Consider the following 18537-nt stretch of genomic DNA (forward strand, 5'->3'; position numbering starts at 1 on the left):
TGGCACGTCCGGGAATCGGACTGATGCATTCCTACCACGCTGTTGCCAAATTGCGACAAATCCGCGGCGAACGGCGACGCCACAAATTTGTTTGCATACACTTGCGGGGTCAGGTCAATCCAGTTGAGGGTGTTTTAATACCGAATTCATGTGCTCTTTGGGCCGGTCCGCACGGCCCTGGAGCCGTCAGGGCGCGCTCGGGGACCGTGACGCGGAAAAAGGCGTCATCACGCGCAGTGGCGTGGGGCTCGCACTTGCTGGCCCTAGCCACCGCATGCCTTCGTCAAATCGACACCCGCATTCCTCAACTGTGGACGGATTTCGTCGGCCCGCGCCGCCGTCAACCGGGTGACCGGACCGGACAGCGCGAGAGCGCCGAGCAACGCGCCGCTGGGCCCGAACACCGGCGTCGCGAGCGCCGCGGCGTGGGGGTCCGTGACGCCGCTGGTGAAGATCGGCACGTCGATCGCCGCCGCTGCGCGACCACGATCGAAGTGTCGCAGCACCTGGGCGATGGCCGATTTGTCCATCGGGCGCAGGTCACCGGGCTGGACATGCATGCGAATCTGATTGGCGCTCTCGACGCGAAACAGGCAGAGGCGTTGGTCGCCGCGACGCGTGTAGAATGACGCGGTTTCGCCGGTCGAGCGCGCCAGCTGCTCCAGCACGGGCGTAACGTGATCGCCAAGACCGAACGCATGCTGGTAGCAGGCGGCAAGGCGCATCACCTCCGCGTCGAGCCGGTAGCCGCCATCGTCCACCCGTCGGATCAGGCCGAAGCTTTCCAATGAAAGCGCCATGCGCATGACCGTCGTCTTGACGAGGCCGGTGCGCTTGGTCAGTTCGGCAAGACTGACCTCTCCGTCGCCGCGCTGAAACGCCGTCAGGACGCTCAGCGCGCGATCGACGGCGGATACGCCCTTCAGTCCCGGCGACTTCTCCGGCTTGACGGTCTTCCGGGGTTTGCTCGATGTCTTCGCCACGTCCTCATCCCGAACAGGCCGCCGGTCAGGCGGCCGTTTCGGGACGGTATACACATCCCCGCTGCGAAGTTCACGGGTCGGCGACGAATGTTCAGCCCATATATTCGACGCCGCGCTTTTTCAGCTCCTCATCGACCCAGGTGCGGTCATTGCGCCCCGCGGCGATGGCTTCCAGCTGTGCGGTCTCAGCGTCGTGCTTCTTCTTGGTCGCGGCGTAGACGGCCTCTGCGTCGACCAGCGGAATGCATACGAGCCCGTCGTCGTCGCCGAGAATGAGATCGCCGGGGTTGATGACCATGCCATCGATCGCGATTTGAACGTTGATCTCGCCGGGACCGTCCTTGTACGGACCGCGATGGGTGACGCCGACAGCGAAGATCGGGAATTTGCCGGCACGGACCGAGGCCGCGTCCCGGATCGCGCCGTTGATGACCACGCCGCCAAGGCCGCGGCGCACCGCATGCGCGATCATCAGTTCTCCGATCAGGGCGTTGGTGAGATCCCCACCGGCATCGACGACGACCACGTCGCCGGGCTCCGCCATGTCCAGCGCCTTGTGCAGCATCAGATTGTCGCCGGGACGCGACTTCACCGTGATCGCAGGACCGGCGAGAACGCCGCTGCCGTGCATCGGACGCAGGCGCGCACCTGCAGCATTCATTCGCGACATGCTGTCGCTCACATTGGCGACCGGCAGCTTGCGATAGCGCTCGACAAGATCGGGCGAGGCCTTCTGCTGCGGGTTTGGATAGATGCGGAAACCGACGGTCATGGCGTGCTCCTTGAGGGTCATCCCAGCGGCCCTGCCGATCGGCGGTTGACAATACGGGCCATCGGCGCGATACCTACAAAAAATGCAACGCCGTTTCAATTTTAAAATGGCGATACGGGAAACGGTCAACGCCTCGTCAAAAGGACGGGTCGGGCGGCTCGGGTTGCCGCAGGATTCGGCCGTGCGACATCGCACAACGGCCGAGGGCGTTGCCGCCAGACGTGAAGGCAGCGACATGCGCTACAAGATCTTGATCACCGGCCCCGCTCTGACTCGCGAAGCGACCGAAGCCGCCGCCCGGCGCGGCGCAACGCTCGTGGACCACCCTCACTACGTGAGCTCCGAGGAATTGGCCGACGTCGCAGCCGTTCAACAACCCGATGCGATCATCGTGCGTCAGGGCAGGATCGACGATCAGGTGATCGGCGCGTCGGCGAAGCTCAAGGTGATCGCCAAACACGGCGTCGGCTACGACAATATCGACATCGACGCGGCCGACCGCCGCGGAATTCCCGTTTTCGTCGCGCGCGGCGCCAATTCGCAATCGGTCGCCGAACTCGCCTTCGCCTTGATGTTCGCAGTCGCGCGCGAAATTCCGCATCTCGACGCGCGGGTGAAGTCCGGGCATTGGGACAAGGCGACGACCAAGGGCGCGCAACTCTTCGGCCGCGGCCTCGGCGTGATCGGGTTCGGCGAGATCGGCCGGATCCTGGTCGGCCTGGTTCAGCCGCTGCGCATGCAGGTGCGCGTCTTTGATCCATACATGCCGGCAGACATCGGCATCGAAGGTGCGGAGCGCGTCGGCAGCCTCGACGAGATCCTGGCGTCGAGCGACGTGATCAGCCTGCACTGCCCGTTGACGCCGCAGACGCGCAACATGATCGGCCGCGATCAGATCGCCCGCATGCGTCGCGACGGCATCCTGATCAACACCGCTCGCGGCGGTCTCATCGACGAGACCGCGCTGTTCGAGGCGCTGCGCGACGGTGTCATCGCCGGCGCCGGCCTGGATTCCTTCGCAGAGGAGCCGGCACGACCCGATCTTCCGCTGCTGACATTGCCGAACGTGGTCGTCACGCCGCACGCCGGCGCCAGCACTCAGGCCGCCCGCGATGCCATGGGCGTCATCGCCGTCAATCACGTCATGGATGTCCTGGAAGGCAAGACCGTCGACATTCGTGCGATGGTCAACAAGAAGCAACTGCGCGTCGCCTGAACGGCGCACATAAACAAAACTGGGAGGAGACGATGGCAGAAGCCATGACGGCGCCGAGCGCGCTCGAGCAGACGACCATGCGCCGGGTAACCTGGCGCATCATGCCGTTCATAATGATCTGCTATCTGTTCGCGATCCTCGATCGCGGCAATGTCGGCATGGCATCCTTGCAGATGGTCCAGGATCTCGGGATGTCGAAATCGGCATTCGGCTTCGGCGCCAGCCTGTTCTTCTTCTCCTACTTCCTGATGGAAGTGCCGAGCAATCTCGCTCTGCAGCGCTTCGGCGCACGGCGCTGGATCGCCCGTATCATGATCACATGGGGCATCATCTCGGCCGGCATGGCGTTCGTGCAGGGCCAGAATTCGTTCTACGTGATGCGCTTCGTTCTCGGCGCAGCGGAGGCCGGCTTCTTTCCGGGCGTGCTGCTCTACCTCACCTATTGGCTGCCGGCCAACTATCGCGGTCGCCTGATCGCCCTGTTCGGCATTTCGATTCCCGCCGCGACCTTCATCGGCTCTCCGCTCGGCGGCCTGCTGCTGAGTCTCGACGGCATGCTGGGTCTGCGCGGCTGGCAATGGCTCTTCATCGTCGAAGGCGTTCCCTCGGTGCTGCTGGGTCTGGTCTGTCTGTTCATCCTGACCGACAGGCCGGAACAGGCGCGCTGGCTGCGTGATGACGAGCGGGCGTGGCTGTGTGCCGAGCTCGAACGGGAGACGGCGAGCCGCCCGGCGACAACAGGACAAACCGGATGGGGCTCCTTCGTACACTTGTTACGCAATCCCTATGTCTGGGCGATGGCGCTTGCCTGTTCCGGCGCTTCGGCGGCTGGATCCGTGCTGGGGGTCTGGCAGCCCCAATTCCTGAAATCATTCGGGCTCACCAACCTCGAGACCGGATTGATCAACTCGATCCCCTACGGAGTTGCCTGCATCCTGATGGTGCTGTGGGGCCGTCACTCCGACAAGACCAAGGAAAGGCGCTGGCATACGGCGCTGACGCTGCTGTTGATCTCGTGCGGGTTCCTTGGCGTTTTCGTCATTCATTCCCTCCTGGGAACGGTCATTCTGCTCAGCCTCGTGCTCGTCGGCGCCTACGCATTCAAGGGTCCGTTCTGGGCGCTGACGTCGGGCTGGCTCGGTGCCGGATCGGTGGCGGCGGGCCTGGCCATGATCAATGCCGTGTCGAACCTGATCGGCGGCGGCCTGATGGTGAACATCTACGGCAGCGTCCTCGAAGCCACGGGCAACTATGGATTGGCGCTGCTGCCGATCGCGATCGTGACGATCGTCGGTGCCTCGCTGATCCTCCTCATCAGCCGACCGCGGCGTGCGGAGACCTTGAGCACCGTCGTCGCCAAGGGGGCATGACATGAGCAGATGCGCCACCATCTCGCGCCGCGGCCTGTTGATCGGCGCTGCTGCCGCCGCCACGCTGCCGCGCCTTGGAACGGCCCAATCGACGGAAGCCGTCCGTTGGTCGGCAGGAACGGCCTCGCCTGCGGCAAAGGCGCCGCCGAAGGCGACCGACTGTCACTTCCATACCTACGATTCCAACTATCCCGCCGCGCCCGGCGCGACGCTCACCCCACCTGACGCTTCGCCGGATGACTACATGGCGCTGCAGCGGCGTATCGGCACTATCAGGGGCGTGCTGGTGACGCCGTCGACCTACGGCACGGACAACAGCCTGCAGCTTGCATCCATGAAGGCGCTCGGCCCCGACAATTTCAGGATGGTGGCGGTGGTCGCCGAGGATGTCTCGGATGCCGAGCTCAGGCGGCTCGACTCGCTCGGCGCCCGCGGCGTCCGTTTCAACCTGCCCTTCCCCGGTCCGCTCTCGGTCGCTTCGCTCGAAAAACTGTCGCCGCGGCTTGCGGCGCTTGGCTGGCACTGCGAGATCAACATGCGGCCGCAGCAGCTCGAAGCGACGCAGGACATGCTCTCGAGGCTGCCGTCGCGCATTGTGATCGATCATCTTGGTGCGCTGCCGGCCGACGGCCTCAACAGCGCATCCTATGCAATCATTCGCAGGCTGCTCGACAAGGGCAACACCTGGGTCAAGCTCTCCGGTGCCTATCTCAGCAGCAAGTCGCCCTATGTCCAAAGTGCCGCCATCACTGCGGCCTATGTCCGCGCCGCCCCCGAACGCGTGGTCTGGGGCAGCGACTGGCCGCACCCGACCCGGAAGGCCGACGACAAGCCTGACGATGCGGAGCTGTTCGATCTGATGGCGAACGCGATGCCGGACCAGGCCGCGCTGCAGCGGGTCCTGGTCTCTTCGCCGGCGGAGCTCTATGGATTTGCGACATGAGCTGGTTCGCACCGCCCCGTCGTATCGACACCCAAATCTTCACCCGGCTGCCGGATCACTTCCGCAACGCCAGGCGCAGCGCCTGGGCCGACGCCAATCAGGGCGGCCGCGCCATCGACAGCTTTCTCGAAGGCCCCTCCTTCGATCGCAACGGCCGGCTTTACGTCACCGATATTCCGTTCGGCCGGATCTTTCGTATCAGTCCGGACGGTGCGTGGACTCAGATCGCCGAATATGACGGCTGGCCGAACGGCCTGAAGATCCACGCCGACGGACGCATCTTCATCACCGACTACAAACGCGGCCTGATGCTGCTCGATCCCGAGACGGGTCAAGTCACGCCGTTCCTCGAGACCGCTGCGACCGAGAGCTTCAAGGGCGTCAACGATCTGGTGTTCGGACGCTCCGGCACGCTCTATTTCACCGACCAGGGCCAGACCGGCATGCACGACCCGACCGGCCGCGTCTGGCTCCTCGGCACGGACGGCCGTCTGACCTGCCTGGTCGACACGATCCCCAGTCCGAACGGCATCGTGGTCGATCCCGAGGAGACCTTCCTTCTGGTGGCCGTGACCCGCGCCAACCAAGTGTGGCGCATTCCGCTGTCGCAAAGCGGCATCACGACCAAGGTCGGCGTGTTCGTCAACCTGCATGGTGGCCCCGGCGGTCCGGATGGTCTGGCGCTCGACCGCGACGGCAATCTCCTGATCTGCCACACCGGCTTCGGCTCGGTGTGGCGCGTGTCATCCGTGGCCGAACCGCTCGACCGCATCGTGTCATACGCCGGCGTCGGCACCACCAATCTCGCGTTCGGCGGCGCCGGCAATCGCAGCCTGTTCATCACCGAGAGCCGGACCGGCTCGATCCTGCGGGCTGAGCTCGAGACGCCGGGCCTGCCGATGTATTCGCACGCGTGAGACCCTCCGCGCCGTCAGGCGAAGCCGAACAGCTTCGCCGGATTGGTGACGAGTATCTTCTCGCGGACCGCGGGATCCGGCGCCCAATCGGACAATAGGTCGAACAGCACGGCGTCGTCCGGCTTGTCCTTTTCGGTCGGATGCGGCCAGTCGCTGCCCCAGATGACGCGGTCCGGCGCGGCCAGGACACAGGCGCGCGCAACTGCGCTCGTGTCCGGATAGTCCGGCGGACCGATTTTGGTGTCGGCATAAGGCTCCGACAGCTTGATCCAGCCGCCGCCTTTGTTGACCACACGTAGCATCGCCTGGGCGCCGGGATGAGCAAGCCCTGCGGGTTGCGGAATGCGCCCGAGGTGATCGAATACGACCGTCACGGGAAGACCCGCAAGCACCGCCTCGTGCTGGGCGATCTGGTCACCCGACATCAGCACCTGAACGTGCCATCCGAGCGGGGCGATCCGCTTGGCGGTCTGCACCAGACGCTCGGCCGTCGTCACGCCCCAGGACTGCGGCGTCAGGAAATTGACGCGGACACCGCGCACGCCGAGCCCGTCCATCCGCTTCAGCTCATCGTCGCTGGTCGTCTCGTCGATGACGACGATGCCGCGTGCCTCGTCCCCGAACTGTTCGAGCGCATCGAGCAAACACCTGTTGTCGACGCCATAGGTCGAGGGCTGCACGATCACGTGGCGCGTAACGCCCAACCGCTTCTGCAGCAGGCGATAGTCGGCGACGGTGGCGCCATCGGGCCGCCCGCCGCGCCAATGCGGCGAGACGGAAAACCGCGCATCGTAGATATGGTGATGGCTGTCGCAGGCATTGGCCGGCGCTTTCAGCTTGGGTGCCTCCGTGCCTGCGGAGTTCGGGACGGAGTCTGCTGCCGCGGTCCTGCCACCTGCCAGGACGATTGCGCTGGCGGCCAATAGGCTACGACGGCTGATCATGCGGCCTCCTTAAGGGCGGGCTTGTCACCGGCGGGGTCGCCGAGCAGGAACATCACGGTCGCGCCAACCAGCAGGATCGCCGAGAGGACGTAGAGCGGCGTCGAGAAGCTCTTCGTCGATTCCCGGAGATAGCCGATCATGTAGGGCCCTACGAAGCCGCCGAGATTGCCGATCGACACGATCAGCGCGAGACCGGCGGCGGCGGCGCGGCCGGTGAGGAAGCCTGACGGGATCGCCCAATAGGTCGCCTGAAACGACAGGATGCCGACCACCGTGACGGTCAATGCCAGCATCGCCGTCAGCGGTGCGCTGAAGCTCGCGCTGACCGACAGCGCGACGCCGGCGGTGGCGAGCGCGCCGCAGACGAACCAGAGTCGGTGCCGGGCCCGGTTGGCGAGGCGAGCCCACAGCAACATGCAGATGGCGCCCAGCGCGTAAGGCGCCGCAGAAATGAAGCCGACGGCGACGTAGCTCACGCCGAAGCCGCGCACGATCTGCGGCAGCCACAGGCCGACGCCGAGCGAGCCGCAGATGCCGCAGAAATTGACCAGCGCCAGCACGAACACCTTCGGATTGGCGAAGGCGTCGCGCAGCGTGTTGCCGTGACGTGCGGCTAGCGTCGCCTGCTCTGCGGACAATTGCGCGCCGAGGTCGCGACGTTCGTTCTCATCGAGCCATTTGGCGTCGGCCGGTCCGTCCGACAGCACGAACAGGCAGGCGACGCCGAGCAGCACCGCCGGGAGGCCCTCGATGATCAGCAACCATTGCCAGCCGGCCAGTCCGCCGAAACCGTCCATCGTCAGCAGGGCACCGGAAATCGGCGAGCCGATCATGTTGGCCACGGGAATGCCGACCAGGAAAGCCGCGGTCGCCCGGCCACGCCAGGCACCGGGAAACCAGTAGGTGAAATACAAATAGACGCCCGGCGTGAAGCCCGCTTCCGCCATTCCGAGCAGCAGCCGCATCACCGAGAAGCTCGTCGGCCCGGTGACCAGGCAGGTGAAGGTCGACAGCAGACCCCAGCTGATCATGATGCGCGCGATCCACAGCCGCGCACCGACCCGCTGCATCATCAGATTGCTCGGAATTTCACACAGGAAATAGCCGAGGAAGAACAAGCCCGCGCCCCAGCCGAACTGCGACGGCGTCAAGCCGAGATCGCGATTCATCTGCAGGCCGGCGAAGCCGACATTGATGCGGTCGAGATAGCTGACGACGTAGCAGGCGAAGATGAACGGGATGATGCGCCGCATCACCTTCGTCATTGTTGGCGTGATGTCGACCGCCGGCGCCGCGGGCGCGGCCTCGCTCTCCATTCCGTTCCTCCCTGGCACGTCTTCGGCCTCTTTCGGCCTGTTCGGCAGCACCATATTTGGCGAACGAAATTTATGCAACGACGTTTCATTTTAGAATTGACGCATCGTCGACCACCGCGCCCGACGGTCGAGCGGAGCCGAACCCGCACATGGACGGGCGCGAAGCGCACGCCGGCTTGGAACCGGCAGCATCGATATGTCACGGGTGAATGGCCGCAGGCCGAGGTTCTGACGGCAGCCGCGGAAGGTGTCCCGCCTCAAGCGGACAGGAGGTCAGCAATCGAAGCAGCTGAAGGGGCCGCCATGCCGCGCAGCCGGCGCGGACGCTGGCGCCGTTCTGGCGAACGCCCGTCGTCGACGACATGTACGCTTCGTCGCGACATCTTTTCGCGCCCGCAGCCCGCGGGTGTCCCCCGGCAGACAGCCGGGGGAACCCGTCGGCAGGCTAGCCGCCGCTGCGATAGACCTGGATGTCGAGGTCGCGAATCTTCTTGCGCAGGGTGTTGCGGTTGAGGCCGAGCAGGTCGGCGGCGCGGATCTGGTTGCCGCGGGTCGCGGCCAGCGCAGCCGTCAGCAGCGGGATCTCGATCTCCTTGAGGATGCGGTGATACAGGCCCGGCGGCGGCACGCCGTTCGGGAACCCCTGGAAGTGCGAGGACAGATAGGCCTCGACCGCGCCACCGAGATTGTCGATCGAGGTCGGCGCATTGGAGCCGGTGGTCACCGCCGGCGGCGCCAGCTCGCCGTCGATCACCGAGGCCGTGATCACGTCCTGCGGATACAGCGCGGCGAGGCGGCGGGCGAGGTTTTCCAGCTCACGGACGTTGCCCGGCCAGCGGTGCTGCTTGAGCCGCTCCAGCGCGGCCGTGTCGAGCTTCTTCGGCGGCAGCCCGTCCTTCTCGGCCAGCGCGAAGAAGTGGCGGACCAGGTCCGGCAGGTCCTCGATCCGCTCGCGCAACGGCGGCAGCCGCAGCGGCACGACGTTGAGGCGGAAGAACAGGTCCTCACGGAACAGGCCCTGCTGGATCAGGATGCGCAAATCCTTGTTGGAGGCCGCGACGATGCGCACGTCGGTCTTGATCGGGGTGCGGCCGCCGACCGTGGTGTATTCGCCCTGCTGCAGCACGCGTAACAGCCGCGTCTGCGCCTCCATCGGCATGTCGCCGATTTCGTCCAGGAACAGGGTGCCGCCCTCGGCCTGCTCGAAGCGGCCGGAGGCGCGGGTGTTGGCGCCGGTGAAGGCGCCGCGCTCATGGCCGAACAGCTCCGATTCGATCAGGTCACGCGGGATCGCCGCCATGTTGACCGCGACGAACGGGCCGTTGCGGCGCTTGCCATAATCGTGCAGCGCGCGCGCCACCAGCTCCTTGCCGGTGCCGCTCTCGCCGGAGATCATCACGGTGAGGTCGGTCTGCATCAGACGCGCCAGCACGCGGTAGATCTCCTGCATCGCCGGCGAGCGGCCGACCAGCGGGATCGATTCGAACTCGCTGTCGTCGGGCTGGCTCGCCGCCCGCTCCTTCGGCTCGGCCAATGCGCGGCCGACGATCGCGATCAGCTCCTTCAGGTCGAACGGCTTTGGCAGATATTCGTAAGCGCCGCGCTCGGAGGCGCGGATCGCGGTCATGAAGGTGTTCTGCGCGCTCATCACGATCACGGGCAGGTTCGGCCGCATCTTCTTGATCCGCGGCAGCAGGTCGAACGCGTTCTCGTCGGGCATCACCACGTCGGTGATGACGAGATCGCCCTCGCCCTGGCTCACCCAGCGCCACAGCGTGGCGGCATTGCCGGTCAGCCGCACTTCGTAGCCGGCGCGTGACAGCGCCTGGTTCAGGACCGTGCGGATGGCCGTATCGTCGTCGGCAACGAGAATGCTACCTGCAGGCATAGGTGGTCCTCATCTTGATCCCTGTGCGGCATGCAACGGCGTCCCCGAAACGTCATCGCCATGGCTCTTGTCTGGGCTGTGGTCTGGGTGTCTGGTTGGGCTGTACATCGGCATCAACACCCGGAAGGTCGTCTTGCGCGGCTGCGATTCGCACTCGATGATCCCGCCATGGTCGCCGATGATCTTCGCAACCAATGCAAGTCCGAGGCCGCTTCCGGTCGGCTTGGTGGTCACGAACGGATCGAACAGATTGGGCATCAGGTCTTCCGGTACGCCGGGGCCATTGTCCTTGACGCAGAACTCCAGCGGCAGCGACACCCGTGACTTCTTGCCGGGCACCGACAGCCGCACGCCCGGGCGGAACGCGGTGGTGAGCTGGATCTCGGCATCCGAGCCGAGGTCGACCACCGCCTCGGCGGCATTCTTGACCAGGTTCAGAAACACCTGGATCAGCTGGTCCTGGTTGGCGAGCACCGGCGGCAGCGACGGATCGTAGTCCTCGACGAAGCGGATGTTGCGGGCGAAGCCCGACTGCGCCAGCCGCTTCACGTGATCGAGCACGGAGTGGATGTTGACGGGCCCGCGCGCCACCGGGCGGTCGTCGCCGAACACCTCCATGCGGTCGACCAGCGTCACGATGCGGTCGGCCTCGTCGCAGATCAGCCGCGTCAGCATGCGGTCCTCGGAGGAGGCCTGCTGCTCCAGCAGCTGTGCCGCGCCGCGGATGCCCGACAGCGGGTTCTTGATCTCGTGCGCCAGCATCGCGGCCAGCGCGATCACCGAGCGCGCGGCGCTGCGATGGGTGAGCTGGCGGTCCATCTTGTCGGCGATGGTGCGCTCCTGCAGCATCACCACGATGTGGCCGGGCCGCTCCGGCAGCGGCGCCACATGCAGGTCGACGAGGCGGTCTGCACCGGTGCGCGGCGTGCCGAGATCGACCTTGTACTCGTTGACCGGGGCGCTGGTGGTGCGGACCTGGTCGATCAGCGCCAGCAACGGGCTGCCGAACGGCACCAGCTTCTTCAGCGATTGCCGCTGCAGGAACTGGGTCGAGGAATCGAAGAACGATTCGGCCGCCATGTTGGCGTCCATGACCATGCCGTCCGGGCCGATCACCAGGACCGGATTCGGCAACGCGTTGAGGATGGCGTCGCCATCCGAAGGAAGTCGCTTGCGCTGTTCTGCGGCTGGGCTCATGCGGCTGCACTCCAGGCAAAATCGTCAAAGGCATCGGACAGCGCCCGATGCACCAAAGATGGCTGCTCGGACGTCAGGATATTTTCACGCCATGCCCTTAGTTTTTCGGCCGGCGCTTGGGCATGCCGGGCGGCCACGTCGAGCCCCCAGCCGAGATGTTTGCGGGCGTGGCGCAGGCCGACACGCTCGCCGTAGTGGCGGCAGATCTCATCGTAAAGCGTCGTGAGCAAGCTGAGCTGCCGCGAGAGCTCCGGCGCGCCCTCCTCCGCGCCGCCGTCGAGACGGCGGCCGATCTGCCCGGGAAGCCAGGGGGCGCCTTGCGCGCCGCGCCCGATCATGACGGCGTCAGCACCGGAGGCGTCGAGCGCTCCGCGTGCGTCCTCGTAAGTCGTGATGTCGCCATTGACGACGACGGGCAACGCGACCGCATCCTTGACCGCGCGTACCGCGGCCCAGTCGGCTTCGCCCTTGTAGAACTGCTGCCTTGTGCGGCCATGCACGGTGACCAGCTGCACGCCGGCGGCCTCGGCGCGGCGCGCCAGTTCCGGCGCATTCTTCGAATGCTCGTCCCAGCCGAGCCGCATCTTCAGGGTCACGGGCACGTCGACCGCCTCGACCGTCGCCTCGATCAGGCTCAGCGCATGGTCGAGATCGCGCATCAAGGCCGAGCCGGACTGGCCGCCGGTGACGTGGCGCGCCGGGCAGCCCATGTTGATGTCGATGATGTCGGCGCCGCCATCCTCGGCGACCTTGGCGCCCTCGGCCATCCAATGCGCTTCGCAGCCGGCGAGCTGGACGACATGCGGCCCGATGCCGCTGGCTTCGCAGCGCAAACGCGACATCCAGCGGCCCCTGACGAGATCGTCGCTGGCGGTCATCTCGGAGACGACCAGCCCGGCGCCGAGCTCGGCCGCGAGTCGACGGAACGGCGCGTCGGTAATGCCCGACATCGGCGCGAGGAGAACCCGGTTGGCGAGCGAAACGTCGCCTATCTTCAACACTTTGGCGGGTATATTGGCCGGACCGGTCACAGACGACTCATCAGCTCATCGGACGCATCATTTGCGCCTGCCCGCTCAGTCTTGAGCACAATTCTTGGGCAGTCAAGCGCCATGCCTACACTTTAGCCAAAACCAACAGCATTTCAAGTGCAGTGCAGCAAAATATGCTTGTTCGGCAGTCATGGTAAACCCCGCAGCCGCCGGATTTTTGCATGGCTCGGCCGATCCCATGGGCCACGCGGCGGTCGCGCTTGGCTCTGTCGCGACCAGGGCCCGCGCTGCCGCGTTCCCCGAATGCGAGGCGCTCGCACGGGCCTCATGCCCGCTGTGTGATCGCGCTCGCTTAACAATCTCTGCAGATGTAAGAAACCGCGAACCCCACCTCTCTCATCAGCATCGATAACCTGTTCCCATGACGACTTCTCAGCGGACTGCAGCCATTCTCGTCGCGGCCGGACGCGGCCTGCGCGCCGGCGCCGGCGGTCCGAAGCAATACCGAACGATCGGCGGCCGCACCGTCATCCATCGCGCGCTCGCGGCCTTCGCGGATCATCCCGAGGTCGCCGTCGTGCAGCCGGTGGTGAACCCAGATGACATCGACGTCTTCAATGCGGCCGTCAGCGGCCTGCGTCACGAGGCCCCCGCGCATGGCGGCGCGACCCGTCAGGCCTCGGTGCTGGCGGGCCTGGAAGCGCTGGTTCCGCAAAGGCCGGACATCGTACTGATCCACGACGCCGCGCGCGCCTTCGTGACGCCGGCCGTGATCTCGCGCGCGATTCAAGCAGTCGGCAAGACCGGCGCAGCGATTCCCGTCGTGCCCGTCACCGACACGATCAAGGAGGTCACGGCGGGCGGCGACATCACCGCGACGCCGGAGCGCGCGCGCTTACGCATCGCGCAGACGCCGCAGACCTTCAAGTTCGAGGTGATCCTGGAGGCGCATCGGCGCGCCGCGCGCGAGGGTCTCACCGAGTTCACAGATGATGCGGCGATTGCCGAATGGGCGGGATTGACCGTCGCGACCTTTGAGGGCGATGTTGCCAACATGAAGCTCACCACCCCCGAAGATTTCGTGCGCGAGGAGGCGCGGCTCGCAGCCGAGCTCGGCGACATCCGAACTGGCACCGGCTACGACGTCCACGCGTTCGGCGAGGGGGACCACGTCTGGCTGTGCGGCCTGCGTGTGCCGCATAGCAGGGGGTTTTTGGCGCACTCCGACGGCGACGTCGGTTTGCACGCTCTGGTTGACGCAATTTTAGGCGCCCTGGCCGATGGCGATATCGGCTCGCACTTTCCGCCGTCCGACATGAAGTGGAAGGGCGCCGCGTCCGACCAGTTCCTGAAATACGCCATCGAGCGCGTCACCGCGCGCGGCGGCCGCATCGCCAATCTCGAAGTGACGATGATCTGCGAGCGGCCGAAGATCGGTCCCTTGCGCGACCAGATGCGCGCCCGCATCGCCGAGATCTCCGGCGTCGACATCTCGCGCATCGCGGTGAAGGCGACCACCAGCGAGCGGCTCGGCTTCACCGGCCGCGAGGAAGGCATCGCGGCGACCGCGAGCGCGACCATCCGGCTGCCGTGGAGCGCGTAGCATGATGAGACGAGGTTGAGCTGACGCGGCAGAGAACGCCGACCATCCTCATCGGCCGACGAGCTTGACACGTCCGTTGAAGTTTGGAGTTGAACTCTCAGCATTCCGGAAGTTGGAGTCGAATTCTCGCCGCAACCGCGGCGCGCTCCCTCTCCCCGTTCTTACGGAGAGAGGGTTGGGGTGAGGGGCAGCCGCACGGGTGGTGTGCTTGGTGAGACCTGTACCCCCCCTCACCCGAATTGCATCTTGCGATGCAATCCCAGCTTCCAGCGCGAGCGAAGCTCGTCGCGACCTCGCATCCGGCTTCGCTCTTCGAGCTACGGCGGACCAGAGCGGGGAGAGGTGAAAAACCGCGGCGGCGCGTCGAGTCCATCGAACGTCATCCGCTTCGGTGTGTTGAATTCTGAGGTTGCTCTCGGTTACGAGGAAACGCGGCAGATGGCGAGCGAACGACAAATCGGCTCCACCAGTGCGCTGGCCCGCTCGCTGCTTGATCTCTGCCGGTCGCGCAAGCTGATGATCGCGACCGCGGAGTCCTGCACCGGCGGCCTGGTCGCGGCCGCACTCACCGACATCCCCGGCTCCTCCGATGTCATCGACCGCGGCTTCGTCACCTATTCCAACGAGGCCAAGCGCGCCATGCTCGGGGTCGAGGCCTCGACCTTGCAGACCTTCGGCGCCGTCTCCAAGGAGACCGCGATCCAGATGGCGGTCGGCGCGCTGGAGCGCGCCGACGTCGATCTCGCGGTGGCCATCACCGGCATCGCCGGCCCCGGCGGCGCCACGCCCGGCAAGCCGGTCGGCCTGGTGTATTTCGCCGTCGCCGCCCGCGACGGCCGCATCACCCACCGCGAGCATCGCTTCGGTGCCATCGGCCGCAGCGCCGTCCGCAACCGCTCCGTGCTGGAAGCCCTGCGCCTGCTGATGGAGCTGGCCCGCCCCCAGGTCGCCGCCAAGCCGAAGCGCGCCGCCGCGACGCGGCTCCGCCCGCGCGTCGCGCGGGCGCCAAGGCTGCATCCGGTGAAGCGGCCACGGCGGCCGCGGACGTAGTCGGAAGTGAAGCGCCGCTCTCGCCGCACCGTCATCGCGAGCGCAGCGACGCGATCCAGGACCTTTCCCGCTTCAAGACTCTGGATTGCTTCGGCGCAACGGCGCCTCGCAATGACGTGGATGGAGCGGTAGATTTCAATCAGATGAACGTACCAGCGATTCAACAATGAAAGAGCGCAAGGCATCCGTCTCCGACCTGACGGTCGACGATCTCTTCCATGCGGCGTTTTCGAACGACGCCGTCCGTATTTGTATCGTGACGGCGCGGGACGACAGCACCTTTACGGCACGGGCGCTGACGACCCAGGAAATCTTCCGCTTCGACCGAAGGAGCGGCGTGAGCATTCCTTTTGAAGCCGACGGCGCAGTCTGCACGATCGACTCGGTCGCGCCGCTTCCGGACGACATCCGCGATGCCTTGCTTGGCTACGATCGACGCTGCCGCACGTCCAAGGACCCCGACGCGGGTCGATTGACCGCGAACGAACGGCATGCCCTGCTCGACGCCCAAAAACTGTACGAGGTCAATCCGTTCAGACGATGAAACGGCGACCATGAGCGCCGCGCCAATCGATCCTGTTCATCGGCTGGGAGTAGCCGCAGAACCTCGAAGGCTTGATCAAGTAATCTTGTCGTCGGCGTAGCGAGCCAGTCGTGAACTCAAAGATGGTCGGCACGACAGACCCTCTGCCCCGCGAAGTGATCTGCCAATGGAGTGTCCGTTCCGCGGTCGGTCATTAAGCCTCGCAGGCTGTACGGTCGGCACTCATCGTCGCGGCAATCAATCATCCCGACGATTTGTCACAACGTGATGCCCGGTCGGTCCGGTGCTCTCGGCCTGCGGACATCGCGCACCTGCATGATGTCGTGCTCGAGGTTCTGGAAGGACAGAGCTTCGATCGATCCCGCCGGGATTGTTTTCTCCAAGCGAGGAGATAACGGCTTGGCGGGAGTGGTCAGCGCGCGTATCGGTTTTTCGCTATTTCGTGGCAGTTTGATTTAGATCAACCTCTAGTTGCATCTTTTGGGAAACCCTCTGGCTGAACGTGAAAGCGGCGTGCCGGAGTAGTGCCTCCCATCGTCGCCAACCTTCCTGAACGTCGCAGCGCGATTTCAAGCGACTCTAACCATGGACGGACGCTCGTGAGTGAAAATCTTGTGTCCTTTGTCCAAGCCTTCACAGTCGATTTTTTTGGTTCACTGCTTCCGGGCGTGCTGCTGCTGGTCGGAATCTATGTCGGAATTCTCTACCCTATAGACATATTGTACTGCACCTGGGGAACCCACTACCACGCCATCTGTGGTGCGATCCAGGGATTACACGACCAATCGACCACCACGTTGGGCGATGTTCTGGCACTCGTCGTCGCCTATCTGATCGGCATCACGTATTCGAAACGATCCGTCGCATGGGCGGACACTGCGAGCTACTACTATGCGGAGACCGTGGACGCATTTTCAAACCCGCGTCACCACAGTCCTGTCACACGTCCTCGCAAGGCGCGACAGCCACCAACCAGTTTTTGGACACTTGAACAACTATGTGCCTATCTACAATTCAAATTATTCGACAGTCCACGCTTCGCGTTCGGCATCTCAGTTAAGGATATGCCGCTTGTGGAATTTCCTTATGACGACCTGCGGGACTACCTCAAGCGAATAGGACTTCCCAACATCGCGCGGCATATCAGGTGGGAGCCCAGCTCCCCCGATGAACATGAGTTCTACAGATATGCACAAGCCCACAGAAGGGTACAAAGACAGCACGGCATGGATTTGGACAATTTCAACGCGATCAAGACGCGGATAGAGATCAGTTCTCCCAGCGTGTACCGTTCGATCATTCAGCTCGAAGCGCAAAATAGACTTCTCGCATCGACGTTCTATGTGGCGACGCAAGTATGGTTGCTCATTCTTTTTTTCCTGATTGTGCTTTATGTCCTCATGATGACACGGGCGTGGCGCCCGCCCAACGACGACCTGTCAGCCTTGCTCTTGCCGCTATCAGCAAGTTTCGTGTTGTGTCTGTTCCGCCATCGGATTCTCCTCACCCTGCATAAGGAGCGTGTCCGTGAGGCGGTACGGGTCTACGAATCGGCCGAGATTTTGGGCCTCCTTGACGTCGAAGAGCCGCCGACGACCAATGCCGACCTCGTCGTAGCCGTGATCGGCGATCCCGGCGACACTGCGAACGAACAGACGTAGCGGACATCGCCTCGTTGGCAAACGGCGACGATGGACGTTGGCAAATGTACGAGGCCGTCCATGATCGCCGAGCCCGAGCCGTGTTCTGTCTGAATTGCGTTCGCGACCTCGGCCTTCGCTCTGCCCCATGATCCGCTTCTCGCCACGATGGCTCGGCTCTCTTCCGCGCTAGGCGGCGCGCCCCGCGGAGGCGGTCTTGACTCGTTCGACAAGCGGTCCCGTTGCGCCAAGCGCGGACATCGATGCGCGGGGCGACGTTATTGAATGACATGCCTACATATCGTCCCGCATCCCGTACCAATGATCACCCAGCGAGAAATAGCTGTATCTGGCTGATCGATCCGACGCGAACGGCGATGTATCGCCCTCGAAGCGGCAGACCGCGACGTGAATTGCGTCACCTGCCCACCCTGAGGCCCAGACCAGAATACATATGCTTGGCCCGAGACCATCCGAGCGGGTCACACCGAGCGCTCCAAGATCTGAAAGGATCAATCGATAGAGGCGGTACCGCTCCAGCGAAATCTCAGGGGTTGGCGGTTGCTGGGGCAAGCCATGCGACATCGTCCGAACGCCCCACGGCGCAACTTGTCCGACCTTCTCGTCCTCGAGAAGCATGGCGCGTAGCCGTTCGAAGCCGTCACGCTTCATCTTGAATCGAGCCGCCACATCCTCGTTCGCAGGATGCGCCATCGCGAAGCGCCAGGTCACGATCCCCGTCAATAGTCCGAGTAAGAAGAGACCAATTGCAAATCCGAATCGCCTCATCGTGAATCGCTCTCCTGAGCAGCCGGCGACACAATCCCGCTGCATCTTCTGCCACAACGACTTGACGCGATGGAGGCCGCTTTACCGCACAAGAGGTTTCGGGCTGGCCCCAGATGGCGCAGACCTCGGCGTCGGCCACGAACTCGTGGCGCTCGGCTTAGGCCCGAGAGGCGGCCAAGATGCAATCTCTTCTGAATCCATCCAACCGTCGACTGCTCGTGCCCCGCCAGTCATAGCAACACCGCATCATTTGATCTTGCTGACGGACTTCGACTTGGCGCAACTCGAAGGCGGGATCAATTCATTTTGTCATTGGCGTTTGCGAACTGGCGATGAACCGAGAGGAAGCAGTCGAGACAGATCTTGTGACGGC

At 64.5% G+C, this 18537-nt stretch carries 16 protein-coding genes; 8 read left to right on the top strand and 8 right to left on the bottom strand.

Features of this window, described 5'->3' with window-relative positions; genetic code table 11:
• Nucleotides 1-263: 263 nt before the first annotated feature.
• Both LQG66_RS05500 and LQG66_RS05505 read right to left on the bottom strand, forming a co-directional pair.
• A complete protein-coding gene (locus LQG66_RS05500) occupies nt 264-983 on the bottom strand; it encodes an IclR family transcriptional regulator (protein ID WP_231324263.1) in 720 nt (239 codons plus the stop codon).
• 91 nt (nt 984-1074) lie between these two features.
• Entirely contained in the window at nt 1075-1755 is a 681-nt protein-coding gene (locus LQG66_RS05505) for an RraA family protein (protein ID WP_231327699.1), read from the bottom strand.
• A gap of 235 nt (nt 1756-1990) precedes the next feature.
• Between LQG66_RS05505 and LQG66_RS05510 the strand changes: the two genes are divergently transcribed.
• From LQG66_RS05510 to LQG66_RS05525, 4 genes are read left to right on the top strand one after another with little or no spacing between them, the layout of a single operon-like run.
• On the top strand, nt 1991-2971 hold the full coding sequence (locus LQG66_RS05510) for a hydroxyacid dehydrogenase (RefSeq protein ID WP_231324264.1): 981 nt from the start codon (nt 1991-1993) through the stop codon (nt 2969-2971).
• A gap of 32 nt (nt 2972-3003) precedes the next feature.
• On the top strand, nt 3004-4341 hold the full coding sequence (locus LQG66_RS05515; protein ID WP_231324265.1) for an MFS transporter: 1338 nt from the start codon (nt 3004-3006) through the stop codon (nt 4339-4341).
• Nucleotide 4342: 1 nt separating this feature from the next.
• Complete coding sequence (locus LQG66_RS05520) at nt 4343-5284, top strand: amidohydrolase family protein (protein ID WP_231324266.1); 942 nt, start codon at nt 4343-4345, stop codon at nt 5282-5284.
• Nucleotides 5281-6201 carry an SMP-30/gluconolactonase/LRE family protein gene (locus LQG66_RS05525; RefSeq protein ID WP_231324267.1) on the top strand — a complete coding sequence of 307 codons (921 nt, stop codon included), beginning with the start codon at nt 5281-5283 and terminating at the stop codon, nt 6199-6201. Before LQG66_RS05520 ends, LQG66_RS05525 begins: the two co-directional genes overlap by 4 nt.
• 14 nt (nt 6202-6215) lie before the next feature.
• Here LQG66_RS05525 and LQG66_RS05530 read toward each other — a convergent pair whose 3' ends face one another.
• From LQG66_RS05530 to dusB, 5 genes are all read right to left on the bottom strand, one after another.
• Nucleotides 6216-7145, bottom strand: a complete 930-nt coding sequence (locus tag LQG66_RS05530) for an amidohydrolase family protein (RefSeq protein ID WP_231324268.1) — start codon at nt 7143-7145, stop codon at nt 6216-6218.
• Entirely contained in the window at nt 7142-8461 is a 1320-nt protein-coding gene (locus LQG66_RS05535; RefSeq protein WP_231324269.1) for an MFS transporter, read from the bottom strand. Before LQG66_RS05535 ends, LQG66_RS05530 begins: the two co-directional genes overlap by 4 nt.
• A 445-nt stretch (nt 8462-8906) precedes the next feature.
• On the bottom strand, nt 8907-10349 hold the full coding sequence (gene ntrC, locus LQG66_RS05540) for a nitrogen regulation protein NR(I) (RefSeq protein ID WP_231324270.1): 1443 nt from the start codon (nt 10347-10349) through the stop codon (nt 8907-8909).
• 9 nt (nt 10350-10358) lie between these two features.
• Entirely contained in the window at nt 10359-11546 is a 1188-nt protein-coding gene (locus tag LQG66_RS05545) for a two-component system sensor histidine kinase NtrB (protein ID WP_231324271.1), read from the bottom strand.
• Nucleotides 11543-12496, bottom strand: a complete 954-nt coding sequence (gene dusB, locus LQG66_RS05550; RefSeq protein WP_231327700.1) for a tRNA dihydrouridine synthase DusB — start codon at nt 12494-12496, stop codon at nt 11543-11545. Before dusB ends, LQG66_RS05545 begins: the two co-directional genes overlap by 4 nt.
• A gap of 463 nt (nt 12497-12959) precedes the next feature.
• Between dusB and LQG66_RS05555 the strand changes: the two genes are divergently transcribed.
• The 4 genes from LQG66_RS05555 to LQG66_RS05570 all read left to right on the top strand — a co-directional run bounded on the left by LQG66_RS05555 (nt 12960) and on the right by LQG66_RS05570 (nt 17396).
• Nucleotides 12960-14141 (top strand): bifunctional 2-C-methyl-D-erythritol 4-phosphate cytidylyltransferase/2-C-methyl-D-erythritol 2,4-cyclodiphosphate synthase, encoded by a 1182-nt coding sequence (locus tag LQG66_RS05555; RefSeq protein ID WP_231324272.1) that lies wholly within the window; start codon nt 12960-12962, stop codon nt 14139-14141.
• 438 nt (nt 14142-14579) lie between these two features.
• Nucleotides 14580-15191, top strand: a complete 612-nt coding sequence (locus LQG66_RS05560) for a CinA family protein (protein ID WP_231324273.1) — start codon at nt 14580-14582, stop codon at nt 15189-15191.
• 166 nt (nt 15192-15357) lie between these two features.
• On the top strand, nt 15358-15735 hold the full coding sequence (locus LQG66_RS05565; RefSeq protein WP_231324274.1) for a hypothetical protein: 378 nt from the start codon (nt 15358-15360) through the stop codon (nt 15733-15735).
• 599 nt (nt 15736-16334) lie between these two features.
• On the top strand, nt 16335-17396 hold the full coding sequence (locus tag LQG66_RS05570) for a hypothetical protein (RefSeq protein ID WP_231324275.1): 1062 nt from the start codon (nt 16335-16337) through the stop codon (nt 17394-17396).
• A 273-nt stretch (nt 17397-17669) separates the two neighbouring features.
• On the opposite strand, the gene LQG66_RS05575 is transcribed toward LQG66_RS05570, so the two are convergent.
• Nucleotides 17670-18107: a hypothetical protein gene (locus tag LQG66_RS05575; protein WP_231324277.1), complete on the bottom strand. Its 438-nt coding sequence runs from the start codon at nt 18105-18107 to the stop codon at nt 17670-17672.
• Nucleotides 18108-18537 lie beyond the last annotated feature (430 nt).

Origin of the sequence: Bradyrhizobium ontarionense (assembly GCF_021088345.1) — a bacterium.
Lineage (GTDB): Bacteria > Pseudomonadota > Alphaproteobacteria > Rhizobiales > Xanthobacteraceae > Bradyrhizobium > Bradyrhizobium ontarionense.

Bases quoted from the DNA above. Each gene is read 5' to 3' on its own strand.
- LQG66_RS05505 (WP_231327699.1), bottom strand. From the start codon at position 1,755: ATGACCGTCGGTTTCCGCATCTATCCAAACCCGCAGCAGAAGGCCTCG.
- LQG66_RS05510 (WP_231324264.1), top strand. From the start codon at position 1,991: ATGCGCTACAAGATCTTGATCACCGGCCCCGCTCTGACTCGCGAAGCG.
- LQG66_RS05515 (WP_231324265.1), top strand. From the start codon at position 3,004: ATGGCAGAAGCCATGACGGCGCCGAGCGCGCTCGAGCAGACGACCATG.
- LQG66_RS05520 (WP_231324266.1), top strand. From the start codon at position 4,343: ATGAGCAGATGCGCCACCATCTCGCGCCGCGGCCTGTTGATCGGCGCT.
- LQG66_RS05525 (WP_231324267.1), top strand. From the start codon at position 5,281: ATGAGCTGGTTCGCACCGCCCCGTCGTATCGACACCCAAATCTTCACC.
- LQG66_RS05530 (WP_231324268.1), bottom strand. From the start codon at position 7,145: ATGATCAGCCGTCGTAGCCTATTGGCCGCCAGCGCAATCGTCCTGGCA.
- LQG66_RS05535 (WP_231324269.1), bottom strand. From the start codon at position 8,461: ATGGAGAGCGAGGCCGCGCCCGCGGCGCCGGCGGTCGACATCACGCCA.
- ntrC (WP_231324270.1), bottom strand. From the start codon at position 10,349: ATGCCTGCAGGTAGCATTCTCGTTGCCGACGACGATACGGCCATCCGC.
- LQG66_RS05545 (WP_231324271.1), bottom strand. From the start codon at position 11,546: ATGAGCCCAGCCGCAGAACAGCGCAAGCGACTTCCTTCGGATGGCGAC.
- dusB (WP_231327700.1), bottom strand. From the start codon at position 12,496: ATGTCGGGCATTACCGACGCGCCGTTCCGTCGACTCGCGGCCGAGCTC.
- LQG66_RS05555 (WP_231324272.1), top strand. From the start codon at position 12,960: ATGACGACTTCTCAGCGGACTGCAGCCATTCTCGTCGCGGCCGGACGC.
- LQG66_RS05560 (WP_231324273.1), top strand. From the start codon at position 14,580: ATGGCGAGCGAACGACAAATCGGCTCCACCAGTGCGCTGGCCCGCTCG.
- LQG66_RS05565 (WP_231324274.1), top strand. From the start codon at position 15,358: ATGAAAGAGCGCAAGGCATCCGTCTCCGACCTGACGGTCGACGATCTC.